Origin of the sequence: Actinomycetospora sp. TBRC 11914 (assembly GCF_012933465.1) — a bacterium.
Taxonomy (GTDB): Bacteria; Actinomycetota; Actinomycetes; order Mycobacteriales; family Pseudonocardiaceae; genus Actinomycetospora.
In genome coordinates this window covers 176,011-190,694 of record NZ_JABBND010000006.1, presented here as the reverse complement: position 1 = coordinate 190,694, position 14,684 = coordinate 176,011, and the positions used below count along the sequence as shown (strand labels likewise).

General features: G+C 72.6%; 12 protein-coding genes. 6 read left to right on the top strand and 6 right to left on the bottom strand.

Features of this window, described 5'->3' with window-relative positions; all coding sequences use genetic code 11:
- Positions 1–6: 6 nt before the first annotated feature.
- The 4 genes from HH311_RS12760 to HH311_RS12745 all read right to left on the bottom strand — a co-directional run bounded on the left by HH311_RS12760 (position 7) and on the right by HH311_RS12745 (position 5,755).
- Entirely contained in the window at positions 7–1,137 is a 1,131-nt protein-coding gene (locus HH311_RS12760; protein WP_169184029.1) for a sodium:calcium antiporter, read from the bottom strand.
- A 99-nt stretch (positions 1,138–1,236) separates the two neighbouring features.
- Positions 1,237–4,035, bottom strand: a complete 2,799-nt coding sequence (ppc, locus tag HH311_RS12755) for a phosphoenolpyruvate carboxylase (RefSeq protein ID WP_169184028.1) — start codon at positions 4,033–4,035, stop codon at positions 1,237–1,239.
- 123 nt (positions 4,036–4,158) lie between these two features.
- Complete coding sequence (locus HH311_RS12750) at positions 4,159–5,385, bottom strand: RNA polymerase sigma factor (protein ID WP_169184027.1); 1,227 nt, start codon at positions 5,383–5,385, stop codon at positions 4,159–4,161.
- A gap of 1 nt (position 5,386) precedes the next feature.
- Positions 5,387–5,755 carry a YciI family protein gene (locus HH311_RS12745; protein ID WP_169184026.1) on the bottom strand — a complete coding sequence of 123 codons (369 nt, stop codon included), beginning with the start codon at positions 5,753–5,755 and terminating at the stop codon, positions 5,387–5,389.
- Positions 5,756–5,861: 106 nt separating this feature from the next.
- On the opposite strand from HH311_RS12745, the gene HH311_RS12740 reads away from it, so the two are divergent.
- From HH311_RS12740 to HH311_RS12730, 3 genes are read left to right on the top strand one after another with little or no spacing between them, the layout of a single operon-like run.
- Positions 5,862–6,902, top strand: a complete 1,041-nt coding sequence (locus tag HH311_RS12740; protein ID WP_396027437.1) for a glutathione S-transferase family protein — start codon at positions 5,862–5,864, stop codon at positions 6,900–6,902.
- A gap of 30 nt (positions 6,903–6,932) precedes the next feature.
- Complete coding sequence (locus tag HH311_RS12735) at positions 6,933–8,747, top strand: thiamine pyrophosphate-requiring protein (protein WP_169184025.1); 1,815 nt, start codon at positions 6,933–6,935, stop codon at positions 8,745–8,747.
- Between the two features lie 23 nt (positions 8,748–8,770).
- Entirely contained in the window at positions 8,771–9,169 is a 399-nt protein-coding gene (locus HH311_RS12730; RefSeq protein ID WP_169184024.1) for an FKBP-type peptidyl-prolyl cis-trans isomerase, read from the top strand.
- 84 nt (positions 9,170–9,253) lie between these two features.
- On the opposite strand, the gene HH311_RS12725 is transcribed toward HH311_RS12730, so the two are convergent.
- Positions 9,254–10,579: an ATP-dependent 6-phosphofructokinase gene (locus HH311_RS12725; RefSeq protein ID WP_169184023.1), complete on the bottom strand. Its 1,326-nt coding sequence runs from the start codon at positions 10,577–10,579 to the stop codon at positions 9,254–9,256.
- A 188-nt stretch (positions 10,580–10,767) separates the two neighbouring features.
- On the opposite strand from HH311_RS12725, the gene HH311_RS12720 reads away from it, so the two are divergent.
- From HH311_RS12720 to HH311_RS12710, 3 genes are all read left to right on the top strand, one after another.
- Entirely contained in the window at positions 10,768–11,229 is a 462-nt protein-coding gene (locus HH311_RS12720; RefSeq protein WP_169184022.1) for an SRPBCC family protein, read from the top strand.
- Between the two features lie 283 nt (positions 11,230–11,512).
- A complete protein-coding gene (locus HH311_RS12715; protein WP_211190155.1) occupies positions 11,513–12,931 on the top strand; it encodes a heme peroxidase family protein in 1,419 nt (472 codons plus the stop codon).
- A 29-nt stretch (positions 12,932–12,960) separates the two neighbouring features.
- Positions 12,961–13,848, top strand: coding sequence for an exodeoxyribonuclease III (locus HH311_RS12710; protein WP_169184020.1), 888 nt, complete (start codon positions 12,961–12,963; stop codon positions 13,846–13,848).
- Here the strand turns inward: HH311_RS12710 and HH311_RS12705 are convergent.
- Positions 13,831–14,631, bottom strand: coding sequence for a LuxR C-terminal-related transcriptional regulator (locus tag HH311_RS12705; RefSeq protein ID WP_211190154.1), 801 nt, complete (start codon positions 14,629–14,631; stop codon positions 13,831–13,833). The two genes, HH311_RS12710 and HH311_RS12705, sit on opposite strands and share 18 nt — an antisense overlap.
- Positions 14,632–14,684 lie beyond the last annotated feature (53 nt).

Sequence of the window (14,684 nt, the reverse complement as noted above, 5' to 3'; positions counted from 1 at the left end):
GGCCACCTATGAGTCCACCGGTACCCCGTTGAACGCGACCAGGCTGACGACGAAGTACACGACGTAGAGCCCGAGCAGGACCGCGCCGTGCCAGCGCCGCAGCCGGCCGGTGGCCAGGAAGATCGCCGAGAGTGCGGTCATGACGACGAGCACGGGCAGGTGCCAGTCGAGCACGTCGGCGTCGACGGTGATGGCGCCGCCGATGAGCAGGACGATGCCGAGCTTGCCGGTCACGGAGAACACGACGCTGCCGAGCACGTTGGCGATGCCGATCTCGGGCGCGCCGCGGCGGGAGGGCTCGACGGTGAGGAAGATGTCCTCGAGCGAGAGCGCGAGGGTCGCGATGGTGACCCCGAAGACGGTGCCGTCGATGTCGAAGGTGTCGAGGATGCCGTCGGTGCCCTGCCCGGCGATGATCGCGCCGATGACCAGGCCGGTCAGCGCGACGAGGGCGTAGCCGAGGGCGGCCCAGGGCGACTGCCGGCGGGCGTTGAGGAAGCCCTGGTCGATGCGCAGGTCGGGCGGCAGGTCGAAGCCGCCGGTGCCCCCGCCGGGCCCCGTGCCCCCCGTGCTGGTCGGGACGGCGTCGGCCGGGCCGCCCTCGCCGCCGGCCGCGACGAGCGTCGCGGTCCCGCCGCCCGCGCCGACGCCGACCTCCTCGAGCTGCTCGTAGTACTCGGCGTTGCGCCAGACCGGGCGCTGGCCGGCCTTCTCCCGGTAGGCGATCCAGCCGACGAAGGCCACGAACAGCAGGCACAGCACCACGCCGGTGACCAGGGTGAGCGCCCCGGTCGCGGCGAACGCGTACAGGACGACGGGGGCCGCGACGAACAGCGCCAGGTAGGACTTCGGGACGTCGAACTCGCACGGGGCGATGAGCGCGGCGAGCGCGAGCACGATGCCCGTCATCGCCACCGTGGTCCCGATGACGGTGCCGAGCGCGGCCTGCTTGAGGTCGTCGACGTTGAGCACGATCCCGTAGGCGAGGTCGTCGAACTCGATCCCGGTGAACACGACGGCGATCAGGAAGAGCGAGATCGCCCACCGGCTCGCCACCCCCACCAGGTGGGCGATCAGCTTCTCGGCGCAGTACACGAGCAGGGCGATGCCCAGCACGAATTCGACGATCGCGATCATGGGCATTGCTCCCCGCTGAGCCGGCGTCCGAGATCGAATTCGATGGTGATCGGGACCACGTCGATTTTCAACGGGTTGACAGGAGGACTCCTCTGGGGGTCACCCCGTGTTGCGCATCCCCGCGGAGATGCCGTTGACGGTCAGCAGCAGGGCCCGCTGCAGGTCGGGGTCGGGCTCCTCGACCCGCCGGCGCTCCGCGAGCGCGTGGACCTGCAGGTGGTGCAGCGGCTCGAGGTAGCTCTCGCGCACCTCGAGGGTCTGACGCAGCAGCGGGTTGTTCGCGAGCAGCGCGTCGCCGGGGGAGAGCGCGAGGACCTGGCGCAGCGTGAGGGCGTGCTCGGTCTTGATGATCTCGAAGACGTCCTGCAGCTCGGGGTCGACGAGCTCGGAGACGTAGAAGTCCGCGATGCGCATGTCGGTCTTCGCCAGCGTCATCTCGACGTTGGAGAGCAGGTTCGCGAAGAACGCCCAGTCGCGCATCTCGTCGATGACCTCGCCGTACCCGGCGTCGTGGGCCGCCTTGAGCCCCGACCCGAGCCCGAACCAGCCGGGCACGATCATCCGCGTCTGCGTCCACCCGAACACCCACGGGATCGCCCGCAGGTCGTCCAGCGAGGCCTGCCCACCGGCGCCGGGCCGCTTGCCGGGGCGGGAGCCGACGTTGAGCATCGACAGCTCATCGACCGGCGTGGCCTGGGTGAAGAAGTCCGGCAGACCGTCGTGGTCGATCAGCTCGGAGTACGCGGCCTGGGCGGCGTCGCTGATGACGTCCATGGCCTCGTCCCAGCGCTTGAGCTGGTCGGCCGGGACCCGGCTGGTCTGGTGGAGCAGCGTCGCCTCGAGCACCGCCGAGAGCATGATCTCGAGGTTGTCCTCGGCCAGCGTGGGCAGCGAGTACTTGTCGGAGATGACCTCGCCCTGCTCGGTCACCTTCATCACCGCGTCGACGACGCCGTGGGGCTGCGCCGCGATCGCCTCGCCGGCGGGCCCGCCGCCGCGCCCGACCGAGCCGCCGCGGCCGTGGAAGAGGCGCAGCCGGACGCCGTGCTTGGCGGCGACGTCGCGCAGCTGGCGCTGGGCCTGGTGGATCGACCACTGGCTCGTCGTGATCCCCGCGCCCTTGTTGGAGTCCGAGTAGCCCAGCATCATCTCCTGGACGTCGCCCCGGGCCGCGACGATCGCGCGGTAGGACGGGTCGGAGAGCATCCCGTCGAGCAGGTCGCCGGAGATCTTCAGCTCGGTCGCCGTCTCGAACAGCGGGACGATGTCGAGCGATGCGACCGCCTCGTGGCCCCCGTCCTCGCCCGCCGTGATCTCGATCAGCCCGGCCTCGCGCGCCAGCACGGCGACGGCGAGGACGTCGTCGACGTTCTGGGCCATCGACATGATGTAGGTGTGCAGGGCCTCCTCGCCGTAGGTCTCCTGCACCTCGCGGATGCAGTCGAACACCTCGAGGGTCTCCCGGAAGCTGTCGTCGCCGATCTGCTGCCAGTTGCGCCGCGGGGTCAGCGCCCGCCGGCCGGCCAGCTCCTTCGACAGCACCTCGATCCGCCCGGAGTGGTCGAGCTCGGAGTAGGGCGTCTCCAGCTCGCCGAGCCGGTCGAAGAGGGCCGCGAGCGCGGTGTGGTGGAAGTTGGTGTGCTCGCGGACGTCCACGCTCGCCAGGTGCAGCCCGACCGCGTTGGCGGTGCGCATGACGTCGCGCAGCATGCCGTCGGCGATGCGCTCGCCCGCGTGGGCGCGCAGCGAGTGGTCCATCACCTCGAGGTCGTGCAGGTACTCCTGCGAGCCCAGGTAGTCCCGGCCCGGGACGTGCGGGGTGCCGGCCGCGTACCGGTCGCGGGTGTTGGTCAGGCGCGCGTGCACGTAGGAGCACTTCAGCCGGTAGGGCTCCTCGGCGTTGAGGCGGACGAAGCGGTCGTAGACCTCGGGGAGGTGGCGCCGGTCGCGGGCCAGGCTGCGCCGCAGGTCCTCCGACACCCCGACCAGGCGCGTCGAGACGGACAGCTCCTGCACGAGCTCCTCGATGAGCCCGATCTGGATGCGGACCCCGCGCTCGGCGTAGACCTGCATGGCCTCCGTGGTGAGCTCGGCGGTGACGTTCGGGTTGCCGTCGCGGTCACCGCCGACCCAGCAGCCGAGCACGAGCGGCCGGGCGCCCTCGGGCAGCGAGAGCCCGACGCGCGCGAGCTCCTCGTCGAGCACCGTGAGCACCTCGGGCACGGCGTGCTGCCCGAGCTGCTCGAGGTAGTAGGCCGCCGAGCGGGCCTCGTCGAGCACCGTCGGGCGCTCGGGGCGGATCTCGTCGGTCTGCCAGATCAGGTCGACGAGCCGGTGGAGCCTGGTCTCCTCGACCTCGTCGGCCAGGTCCTGGGACAGGACGTTCGCGATCCCGCGCAGCTTGCCCAGCACCGACTGCCGCTGCGCCTCGGTGGGGTGCGCGGTGAACACCGGCTTGAGCTCGAGCCGGGACAGCGCCGTGGAGAGCTCGTCGGGGTCGGCCTCCGACGCGAGCCGGTCCACGAGCTGGTGGATCGGGCCCTCGCCGTCGTCGTGACGCGCCCCGCGCTCGGCCGCGCGGTGGGTCTGCTCGGCGACGTTGGCCAGGTGGAAGTACGTCGCGAAGGCACGGGCGAGCACGGCCGCCGTGCCCGGGTCGAGGTCGGCGAGCAGGTCGCGGATCTCCGTGTCGCCCTTCTCGGGCACCTCGCGCACGAGCCGGCGGACCTGCTCGACGAGCTCGAGCATCTCGTCGCCGTTCTGCCGGGCCAGGGTGCGGCCGAGCAGGGTCGAGAGCCGCCGGATGTCGGTGCGCAGCGCGGAGTGCTCGCTCTCGGAGGAGACACTGCCCTCGGTGGGCACGGAGTCGGCGCGGGCGGTGCGGCGGCCGGTGCTCATCAGACGTCTCCTTCGCGGTGCACGGGCTCGGGTCGTCCACGGCACCGGGGACGTGCTGGATCGTTCCCCGGTGAGGTGCCCTTGTACACCTCCCGACGACGTGGCCCGCGCCCCTCCGCGCGGTCAGCTCCCCCCGCGCTGCGCCAGGAAGGCCCGTTCGACGGCGTTGCCCGCGAGCAGCAGCGCCTCGGAGGCCGCGATCGCGGCCTCGTCATCGCGGCCGAGCAGGCGCAGGAACTTCGCCCGGGCGGCCGCGAGGTAGTGGTACGACGCGAGCCGCGGTTCCGCGGTCAGTGGCTCCAGGGCGTCGAGACCCGCGGCCGGGCCGTCCGCGAACCCCACCGCCACCGCCCGGTTGAGCGCGACGACCGGGCTCGGCCACCGCACCAGGAGCACGTCGTAGAGCCCGACGATCTCCGCCCAGTCCGTCGCGGCCGCCGACGGCGCCTCGGCGTGCACGGCCGCGATCGCGGCGAGCAGCGCGTACCGGGAGACGGTGTCGGGGCGGGACCGGGCCATCGCCTCGCGGGCCAGCAGCGTGCCCTCGGCGATCAGCGAGCCGTCCCACCGGGAGCGGTCCTGGTCGGCGAGCAGCACGAGGCCGCCGTCGGGCCCGGTCCGGGCCTCCCGGCGCGCGTCGGTGAGCAGCACCAGGGCCAGCAGCCCGGCCACCGCGGGGTCGGCCGGGAACCGGGCGCGCAGCAGCCGGGCCAGGTCGAGCGCGCGGTCGACGAGGTCCCGCCGCACCAGGGCCTCGCCGTCGGGCGCGGTGTGGCCGGTGGTGAGGACGAGGTGCACGACGGTGAGCACCGCGTCGAGCCGCTCGGGCAGCTCGGCGGGCCCGGGCACCCGGTACGGCACACGGGCCGTCGCGATCTTCTTCTTCGCCCGCGTGATCCGCGCGGCCATCGTCGCCTCGCCGACGAGGAACGCCTTCGCGATCTCCGCGGTGGTCAGCCCGCCCAGCAGGCGCAGCGTCAGCGCCACCCGCGCGGGCTCGGCGAGCGCGGGATGGCAGCAGGTGAACACCAGCGCGAGCAGGTCGGTGTCGCCGGTGTCCCCCGGGGTCGCGTCGACGGCCTCGTCGGTCACCAGCAGCGGCAGGGCCCGCGCCGCGACGTCGGCGTGGCGGAGCCGGTCGGTCGCCCGGCGCCGTGCGGCCGTGGTCAGCCACGCACCCGGCCGGGCGGGGACTCCCTCGGCCCGCCACGCCACGAGGGCCTGGGCGTAGGCCTCCTGGACGCACTCCTCGGCGAGGTCGAGGTCGCGCGTGACGCGCACCGTCGCGGCGAGGACCGGGCCCCACTCGTGACGGTGCGCGTCGGCGAGGGCCGCGTCGGCGGAGATCACCTCAGGGGTAGATGACGGGCCGGACCTCGACCCCACCGAACGGGGCCGGGACGTCGCGGGCGATGGCGAGCGCGGCGTCCAGGTCGGGAGCGTCGATGAGGTAGAAGCCGCCGAGGGCCTCCTTGGTCTCGAAGAACGGTCCGTCCGTCACGACGGCGTCGTCGGCGGCGGACCACGTCGGCGCGGAGCCCTGGCCGCGGACGGCGGTCGCGGTCGCGCTCGGGGCGAGCTGGGCCCCGCCCCGCAGCGCGTCGCCGTGCTCGGCGGCGAACTTCTGGTGGGCGGCGAAGAGCGCGCCGTCGCCCGTGCCGTCCGCTCCCGCGGCGTAGGCGGCCTCGTCGACGTAGAGCAGGATCAGGTAGCCGGCCATGGTGGTCTCCTTCGGCGCAGGAGCCCCGGCGACTCCGGGGCCCTCATCATGACGTCGCGCACGCCTCGGCGGAATCGACAGCCGCCGCGGTGGGAAACTCGGTGCGGTGACCACCACCGCCGGGAACACGAAGGCCTACGCCGACTCCAGCGGGTCGTTCAAGCGCCGCGGACCCCGCTTCACCGACCGCATCGTCGCCTCCCCGTCGGGGCCGGGGGAGTGGCCGGTCGAGCCCGGGCGCTACCGGCTCTGCGTCTCGCTGGCCTGCCCGTGGGCGCACCGCTCGGTCATCGTGCGCCGCCTCATGGGTCTCGAGGACGTGCTCTCGATGGGGATCACCGACCCGCTGCAGGACGACCGGTCGTGGCGGTTCACCCTCGACGAGGGCGGGGTCGACCCGGTGCTCGGCATCCGCTACCTCGAGGAGGCCTACCTCGCGCGCGACCCCGAGGACGGCACCGAGAACGGCGTGAGCGTGCCGGCCATCGTCGACATCCCCACCGGACAGCTGGTCACCAACGACTACCCCCAGATCACGATCGACCTGGGCAAGGAGTGGGCCGCCCACCAGCGGCCGGGCGCGCCGGTGCTCTACCCCGACGAGCTGCGCGACGAGATCGACGAGGTCAACGCCGGCGTCTTCCACGACGTCAACAACGGCGTCTACAAGGCCGGGTTCGCGACCTCCCAGGCGCGCTACGAGGAGGCCTACACCGCGCTCTTCGCCCGGCTCGACGAGCTGGACGAGCGGCTGGAGAACCGCCGCTACCTCGTCGGGGACCACATCACCGAGGCCGACGTCCGGCTGTTCACGACGCTGGCCCGGTTCGACGCCGTCTACCACGGCCACTTCAAGTGCAACCGGCAGAAGCTCTCGGAGTTCGGCGCCCTGTGGGCCTACGCCCGCGACCTGTACCAGACCCCCGGGTTCGGGGACACCGTCGACCCCGACCACTTCAAGCGGCACTACTACATGGTCCACACGACGATCAACCCGACGCAGATCGTCCCGCTCGGCCCCGAGCAGGCCGCGTGGCTGACCCCGCACCACCGCGAGGAGCTGGGCGGGTCGCCGTTCGGGCCGGAGGGGACGCCGCCGGAGCCCCTGGAGCACCCGCTGAAGCCGCTGGGCCCGATCGACATGTGAACGGTCGCGGCGCCGGGGTAGTCCCGGGGCGTGAGTGCACCGAAGAACGTCGCCGAGCACGTCCTGGACCGCCTCGCCGCCTGGGGTGTCCACCGCTTCTACGGCTACCCCGGCGACGGCATCGGCGGCATCTTCACCGCCCTGCCCGAGCGCGACGACGCCGAGTTCGTGCAGGTCCGCCACGAGGAGACCGCCGCGTTCGCCGCGTGCGCCGACGTCAAGTACGGCGGCTCGGCCATCGGCTGCTGCGCGGTCACGAGCGGGCCGGGCGCCATCCACGCGCTCAACGGGCTCTACGACGCCAAGCTCGACCACCAGCCCGTCGTCGCGCTGCTCGGGCACACCGCCCAGACCGCGCAGGCCGGCGGGTACTACCAGGAGGTCGACCTCCCCTCGCTGTGCTCCGACGTCGGCGCCTACGTCGCCGAGGTCAAGGACCCCTCGCAGGTGCGCCACATCGTCGATCGGGCGTGCCGCACCGCGCTCGCGGACCGCACCGTCTCCGTCGTCATCCTGCCCAGCGACGTGCTGGAGGAGTCCGCGGTGCCGGAGCCGCCGGACGCCCACGGCTACTACCAGACCTCCGCGGTGCCCTCGTCCGACCCCGGAGCACCGCCGCCCGACGCGCTGGTGCGCGCCGCGGAGGTGCTCAACGCGGGGGAGAAGGTCGCGATCCTCGCCGGCGCCGGTGCGCTCGGCGCCTCCACCGAGCTCACCGAGGTCGCGAACCGCCTCGGGGCCGGCCTGGCCACCGCGCTGCTGGGCAAGGGCGTGATCGACGACCGGTCGCCCTGGAACACCGGCGCCATCGGGCTGCTGGGGACGACGGCGTCGTGGCACCTGATGCGCGAGTGCGACACCCTGCTCATCGTCGGCTCGACGATGCCCTACACCGAGTACTACCCGGCGCCGGGCCAGGCGCGGGCGGTGCAGATCGACGTCGACGGCTCGCGCTGCGGGATCCGCTACGACACCGACGTCAACCTCACCGGGGACGCGGCCGCCACGCTGTCCGCGCTCCTGCCGCTGCTGCGCGAGCGGGAGAGCGCGCAGTGGCGCGCGCACGTCGAGCGCTGGACCGCGACGTGGGACGCCTACTCCGAGCAGCGCGCCCACGCCCACACCACGGCGCTCAACCCGGAGCTCGTCGTCCGGGAGCTCTCCGACCGCCTGCCCGACGACGTCCAGGTCGCCGTCGACTGCGGCACCGCCACGTCCTGGTACGCCCGGGACCTCGGGCTGCGGCCGGGCCAGCGTGGGTCGCTCTCCGGGACCCTGCTGTCGATGGGCGGGGCGATGCCCTATGCACTGGCGGCGAAGACCGCGCACCCCGACCGGCCCGTGGTGGCCCTCATCGGCGACGGCGCGATGCAGATGAACGGGGTCAACGAGCTGATCACGATCCAGCGCTACTGGCGGACCTGGGCGGACCCGCGGCTGGTGATCCTGGTGCTCTCCAACGACGACCTCTCCTACGTCTCCTGGGAGACCCGCGGCATGCTCGGCGAGGCCCCCGACCCGCAGTCGCAGTCGCTGCCGGACGTGCCCTACGCCGAGTGGGCCAAGCTCCTCGGACTGGACGGGGCGACGCTGTCGGACCGCGGGGAGATCGGGGCGGTGTGGGACCGGGCGTTCGCCGCGGACCGGCCGTTCGTCGTCGACGCCAAGGTCGACAAGGACATCCCGCTGGTCCCGCCGCACGTGACGCTGCAGCAGGCGCTGAACACCGCCCGCTCACAGGTGGTCTCCGGGGACTCCGACGCGCTCTCGATCATCGCCAACGGCGTGCGGGAGACCGTCGGGGCGAAGGCGCGGTCGCTGCTGGGGCTGGCGCCGAAGGAGTAGGCGGCGGCACCTACGGTGGGGGCATGGCAGTCACCGTCGAGAACGCCGAGGACCTCACCCGCGCGCCGGGTGCGTCGGTCACCCCCGACACCCTCCCGAACGATCTGGACATCACCGACCTCGTCGTCGGCGGCGGGACCGAGGCGTCCCACCGCGACACCGTGCAGGTGCAGTACGAGGGTCGGCTGGTGTCGAACTCGAGCGAGTTCGACTCGTCCTGGAGCCGCGGCGGGACGCCCGTCGAGTTCCCGCTGGGGCAGGTCATCGACGGCTTCAAGCTCGGAATCTCGGGCATGCGCGAGGGCGGGCGCCGCATCCTCGTCGTGCCCCCGCACCAGGGCTACGGCCCGCAGGGCGCCGGCGGCGTCATCCCGCCGAACGCGCACCTCGTGTTCGTCGTGGACCTCGTCAAGGTCAACTAGCGCGACGGCCCCCCATGTCTGGAAAGAGTCGTTGCAGACGTCCAGTGTCTGCAACGACCCTTTCCTGACGTCGAGGGGGCCGGGTCAGGCGCCGAAGGTGGCCGGCTGGCCCGTCGCCTCGAGCACGGACATCCACAGGTCGCCGTCCGGGTCGACCTGGTTGCGGTGCCCGCAGATGAGCGCCATCGGGACGTGCACGAACCGGCGCCGCCACCGCACCACCACGGTCTGGGTCCGCCCCGCCATGCCCGCGTGCACCGCGGCGTGGGCGAGGCGGACGCAGTAGACGCTGTCGTAGGCGTTGGCCGCGACGGAGCGGATCGCGTACGAGGGGTCGAGGTAGCGCACGGTCGGGGCGAGCCCGACCTCGGTGAGCTTCTCGGTGATCCGCTCCTTGAGGAAGAGCCCGATGTCGCCGAGCTTGTCGTTGCCCGAGGCGTCCGTGCTCCCGTCACCCTCCAGCAGGTGCTGGCCGGCGCCCTCGGCCACCACGATCACCACCTGCCCGTGCTCGCGCAGGTGGTTCTCGACCCGGCAGAGCAGCCCGTCGTCGCCGTCCAGGCCGAACGGGACCTCCGGGATCAGGACGAAGTCGGCGTCGTTGACCGACAGGGCCGCGTAGCAGGCGATGAAGCCGGAGTGGCGGCCCATGAGCTTGACGATCCCGACGCCGTTCTCCGCGGCCTGCGACTCGATGAACACCGACGCGATGAAGTCCGTCGCACGGGCGAAGGCGGTCTGGAACCCGAAGCTCTGGTCGGTGTAGGGCAGGTCGTTGTCGATCGTCTTCGGGATCCCGACGACGGCGATGTCCAGCCCGCGCTCCTCGATCCGCTCGACCAGCGCCATCGCGCCGCGCATCGACCCGTCGCCGCCGACGACGAACAGGACGTCGACGGCGTGGATCAGCAGCGAGTCGACCATCTCGTCGGGATCCTGCGCACCCCGCGAGCTGCCGAGGATCGTGCCGCCGTCGTTGTTGATGTCGCGGACGGCGTCGAGGGTGAGCTCCGTGATCGCGTTGCGGGAGTCCTTCGACAGGCCCTTGAAACCGTTGCGGAACCCGACGATGCGCTTGACGCGGTAGTGCTCGGTGAGCTCCTGGACGATGCCGCGGATGACGTCGTTGAGCCCGGGACACAGCCCGCCGCAGGTGACGACGCCGACCGTGGTGTCCGCCGGGTCGAAGTAGATCTTCTTGCGCGGGCCGGCGGCCTCGAAGCTCGGGACCTCGTCGATCGGCACGCCGTGGGAGAGCAGCACCGACACCGTGTCGTCGACGAGCACGCGGTCGTCCTCGGCGACGTAGTGGGGCGAGGTGCGCTTGGTGGAGAGCATCTCGGCGAAGGGCGAGTCGTGCTCGCACGGTCCGAGTGAGCGGACCCGGAGGTCGTCGAGGCGCAGCGACATGGGGAGGTCCGTCCGTATCGGCGGCAGCGGGCGGGAGCGCGTCTGTATCGATCCCGAACCCAGGGTAGCGGCACGACGGCGGGCCGTCTGCGCACGTTAGCCGAGCGCCCCGTCCCCCGATGCCCCTAGAGTGCGCGCTCACCCTGGTACCGACGGGTACCGCGAGCCCCGACGCAAGGAGGCAGGACGTGCCGGAGAAGGCGCCCGACGTGGTGGTCAGCGAGGTCGTCGAGGCCCCGCCGTCGAAGGTGTGGGAACTGGTCGGCGACCCCTCCCGCATCGGTGAGATCTCGCCCGAGACGTACTCGATCCGCTGGCTGGGCGGGGCGAGCGGGCCCAAGCCCGGGGCCCGGTTCGTCGGCTGGAACCGCAAGGGCCTGCTGCGCTGGCCGACGACCAGCACGATCGCCGAGTACGAGCCCCAGCGCATCATCAGCTGGGACGTCGACGTGGTGGGCCAGAGCGTCGCGCGCTGGAGCTTCACCCTCGAGCCGGAGGGGGAGAAGACGCGGATCGTCCAGCGCTGGCAGGACAAGCGGACCACGGTCGCCGCGCTGGTCGGCAAGGGGCGCACGAGCGACAGCCCGTCGCACAACAAGGCCGGCATGGAGCAGACGCTCGCGACGGTGAAGCGGCGCGTGGAGGGCTGAGGGCGCCGGTCCCGCAATACGTACATCTCCCCATGGAGGCGGTCGCCGTCGCCGAGCACGGTCGGCGATGGCGCCCGCTCCACGACTCGACCACGGGCGTCGAGGGGGCACCGTCATGGCACCGATCCGACCGCACGGCCAAGGGGTCCGCGGGCTCGGCCTCGCGCGCACCTCGAAAATCTTCGGGGGCCGGTTCGGCCGAATCTTCCGAGCCATCCCGCCTGCGGACTTCGGCCCGACGGACGACGCCTCGCAGGCCGCCCTGACGAAACTCGGCGCCGCGATGAGCGCAGCACCGGATCCGGTCAAGGACGGCCCGGACGCGGAGGAGAGCGGCGTCCCCGCCGTCTTCACCTACTTCGGCCAGTTCATCGACCACGACCTGACGTTCGACCCCGTCAGCAGCCTCCAGCGTCAGAACGACCCCGAAGCGCTCGTCGACTTCCGGACCCCGCGGTTCGACCTGGACAGCGTCTACGGCCGGGGGCCCGACGACCAGCCGTACCTCTACGACGGGTCGGGTCGCCGCTTCCTGCTCGGCGACAGGCTCACCGGTAAGGCCCTCTCGGTCGACCTGTCCGCCCGCGACCTCGTCCGCAGCGGCGGGAACCCGGCCCGCGCCGTCATCGGCGACCCCCGCAACGACGAGAACGTGATCGTCTCGCAGTTGCAGGGCCTGGTGCTCCGCCTGCACAACGCGATCGCCGACGACAACCCGGGGCTGTCGTTCGCGGAGGTCCAGCGGGAGACCCGGTTCCACTACCAGTGGGTCGTCCTCAACGACTTCCTGCCCACACTGATCTCGAAGGACGTCATCGCCGCGGTCCTGCCGCACATCGCCGCGGGTACCTCGATCGCCGACGACCGCCCGGTGCTGGGCTTCTACCACTCCCGGGACGACGCGTTCATGCCGCTGGAGTTCTCGGTCGCCGCGTACCGCTTCGGGCACTCGATGGTGCGGCCCGGATACCGCCTCAACGACGACATCGCGCCGATCCCGATCTTCCCGCCCGTGGGGGCGCCGTCCTTCGCCGGCCTGGGCGGGTTCGACCGCTTCCCCTCGACCTGGGCCATCGACTGGGCGCGTTTCGCGGACCTCGAGGAACGGCCCGTCGGGAAGGAACTGCAGCCCGGCCAGACACCCGGCACGGACGAGATCGAGCGGACACAGTTGGCCTACCGCATCGACACCGCCCTGGTCGACCCGCTCGCCCACCTCCCGGCCTCGGTCGCCGGGGACCCGCCGCCCAGCCTCGCGCAGCGCAACCTCTTGCGTGGCTGGCGCCTGCGCCTGCCGAGTGGCCAGGCCGTCGCGCGGGCCATGGGCGTCGTCCCGAAGCCCGACGGCGAGATCAAGATCGGCAAGTTCACGGGCGACCCGGCCGACATCGTCGGAGACGTCGTCACGGTGGGCGGCACCGAGTTCGCCGGGAACTGCCCGCTGTGGGCCTACGTGCTCGCCGAGACGGTCGAGGAGGACCGCAGCTATCGAGCACAGGGTGCGGGCGGGACGAACACGGTGACGAGCCGCGTGCTCGGGCCGGTCGGCGGGCGCATCGTGGCCGAGACCATGGCCGGCCTGCTCGAGGACGACAGCAGCTCGTTCCTCAACGTCGATCCGCGGTGGACGCCGTCCCTGGCGGTGAACGGCGTCTTCGGCCTCCGCGAGTTGGTGGCGGCCGCGATCAAGAAGCCGGTCTGACCCGCGGCCGGGGAGACCGACTCGCCTCGATGTCGGTCTCCCCGGCTAGCGTGGCGGGCGTGCGAGTGGCGACCTGGAACGTGAACTCCGCGAAGGCGCGCGAGCCGCGCCTGCTCGGCTGGCTCGACGAGCGCGCGCCCGACGTCGTGTGCCTGCAGGAGACCAAGCTCTCCGACGAGGCGTTCGAGGAGAGCTTCGGCGCGCCGCTGCGCGAGCGCGGGTACGCCGTGGCGCACCACGGCGAGGGGCGGTGGAACGGCGTCGCGCTGCTCTCGCGGGTCGGCCTGGACGACGTCGTCGAGGGCCTGCCCGGCGGCCCCGGCTACCCGCACCAGGAGGCCCGCGCCGTCACCGCCACCTGCGGTGGGATGCGCGTCACCTCGGTCTACGTGCCCAACGGACGCGACCCGCAGGACCCGCACTACGCCTACAAGCTCGAGTGGCTGGCCGCGCTGCGCGACGCCGTCGAGGCGGGCGACCCGACGACGACGATCGTGGCCGGCGACTTCAACATCGCCCCCACCGACGCCGACGTCTACTCCGTCGAGGCGTTCGCCGAGTCCACCCACGTCACGCCGCCGGAGCGCGACGCGCTGGCCGCGATCGAGAAGACCGGCCTGCACGACGTCGTCCGCGAGCGCTGGCCCGCCGAGCGGGTCTTCAGCTACTGGGACTACCGCGGCGGGGCCTTCCACCAGGACCGCGGGATGCGGATCGACCTCATCCTGGCCGGCGCGCCCATCGCCGAGCGCCGGGCCGCCGTGTGGATCGACCGCCAGGCCCGCAAGGGCACCGGGCCGTCCGACCACGCCCCGGTGATGCTCGACCTGGACGAGGCTCCCGACGGCGACCTCGGTCCGGTCGTGCCCCCGCCCTCCCTGGGTGCGAAGAGGGGCGGGTCACGGAAGAAGGGCTGACCCGGTGTCGTCCGGCAGCAGCCCGAGCCGGCCGGCGCGCAGCACCGCCGACACCCGGTCCCGCACGCCGAGCTTGGCGTACGCCCGCTCCAGGTGCTTGTGGACGGTGCGCGGGCTGATCGCGAGCCGCCGGGCGACGGCGTCCGCGGTCAGGCCCTCGGCCACGGCCACCAGGGCCGCCGTCTCCCGGGGGGTCAGTCCGACCTCCGTCGCGCGGTCGGCCGGGACCTCGCGCGTGGCGGCCACCTGACGGGCGAGCCCCCGCAGCAGGCCCTGCAGGCGGCGGGCGAAGCGGAGGTCGTCGGCGGTGAACCGTTCGCCACGCCCGATGACGTAGCTGTGGTGGTGCGGCGGCGCGTGGACGAGCGGGATGGCGATCTGCCGGTCGGCGGCGTGCGCCCGGGCCAGCTCCCGCCACGCGCCGCACGCCCGCCGGCCGGGCAGCACCGGGACGTCGTCGAGGTCGTGGGCCCGGTCGTCCCCGGTCGCGAGGTAGTAGGCGAGCAGGGGGTGCTCGGTCGCCGCGCGGGTCCGCGCGAACCGGTTGGCCTCCTCCCAGCAGTCCGGCGGCTCGACCGGGCCGTGCACCGACTGCGTGACGCGGTCCCCGTGCCGGACGTGGACCGCCGTCGCGGTGGCCTCGAAGCTGGCGGTGAGGGCGTCGGCGATGACCGCGTGCGGGAGGTCCTCGAGCGGGCTCCTGCAGAGGGACGCGACGAGGTCGAGCCAGTACTCCGCGCGTTCCTCCCGGCCCACCGTCGGTGCGAGCATCGGGGCTGCCATAACGTCGAGTGTGACGCAGCGTAGTGCGTGTGACAGGTGGGACGACCCGTTCG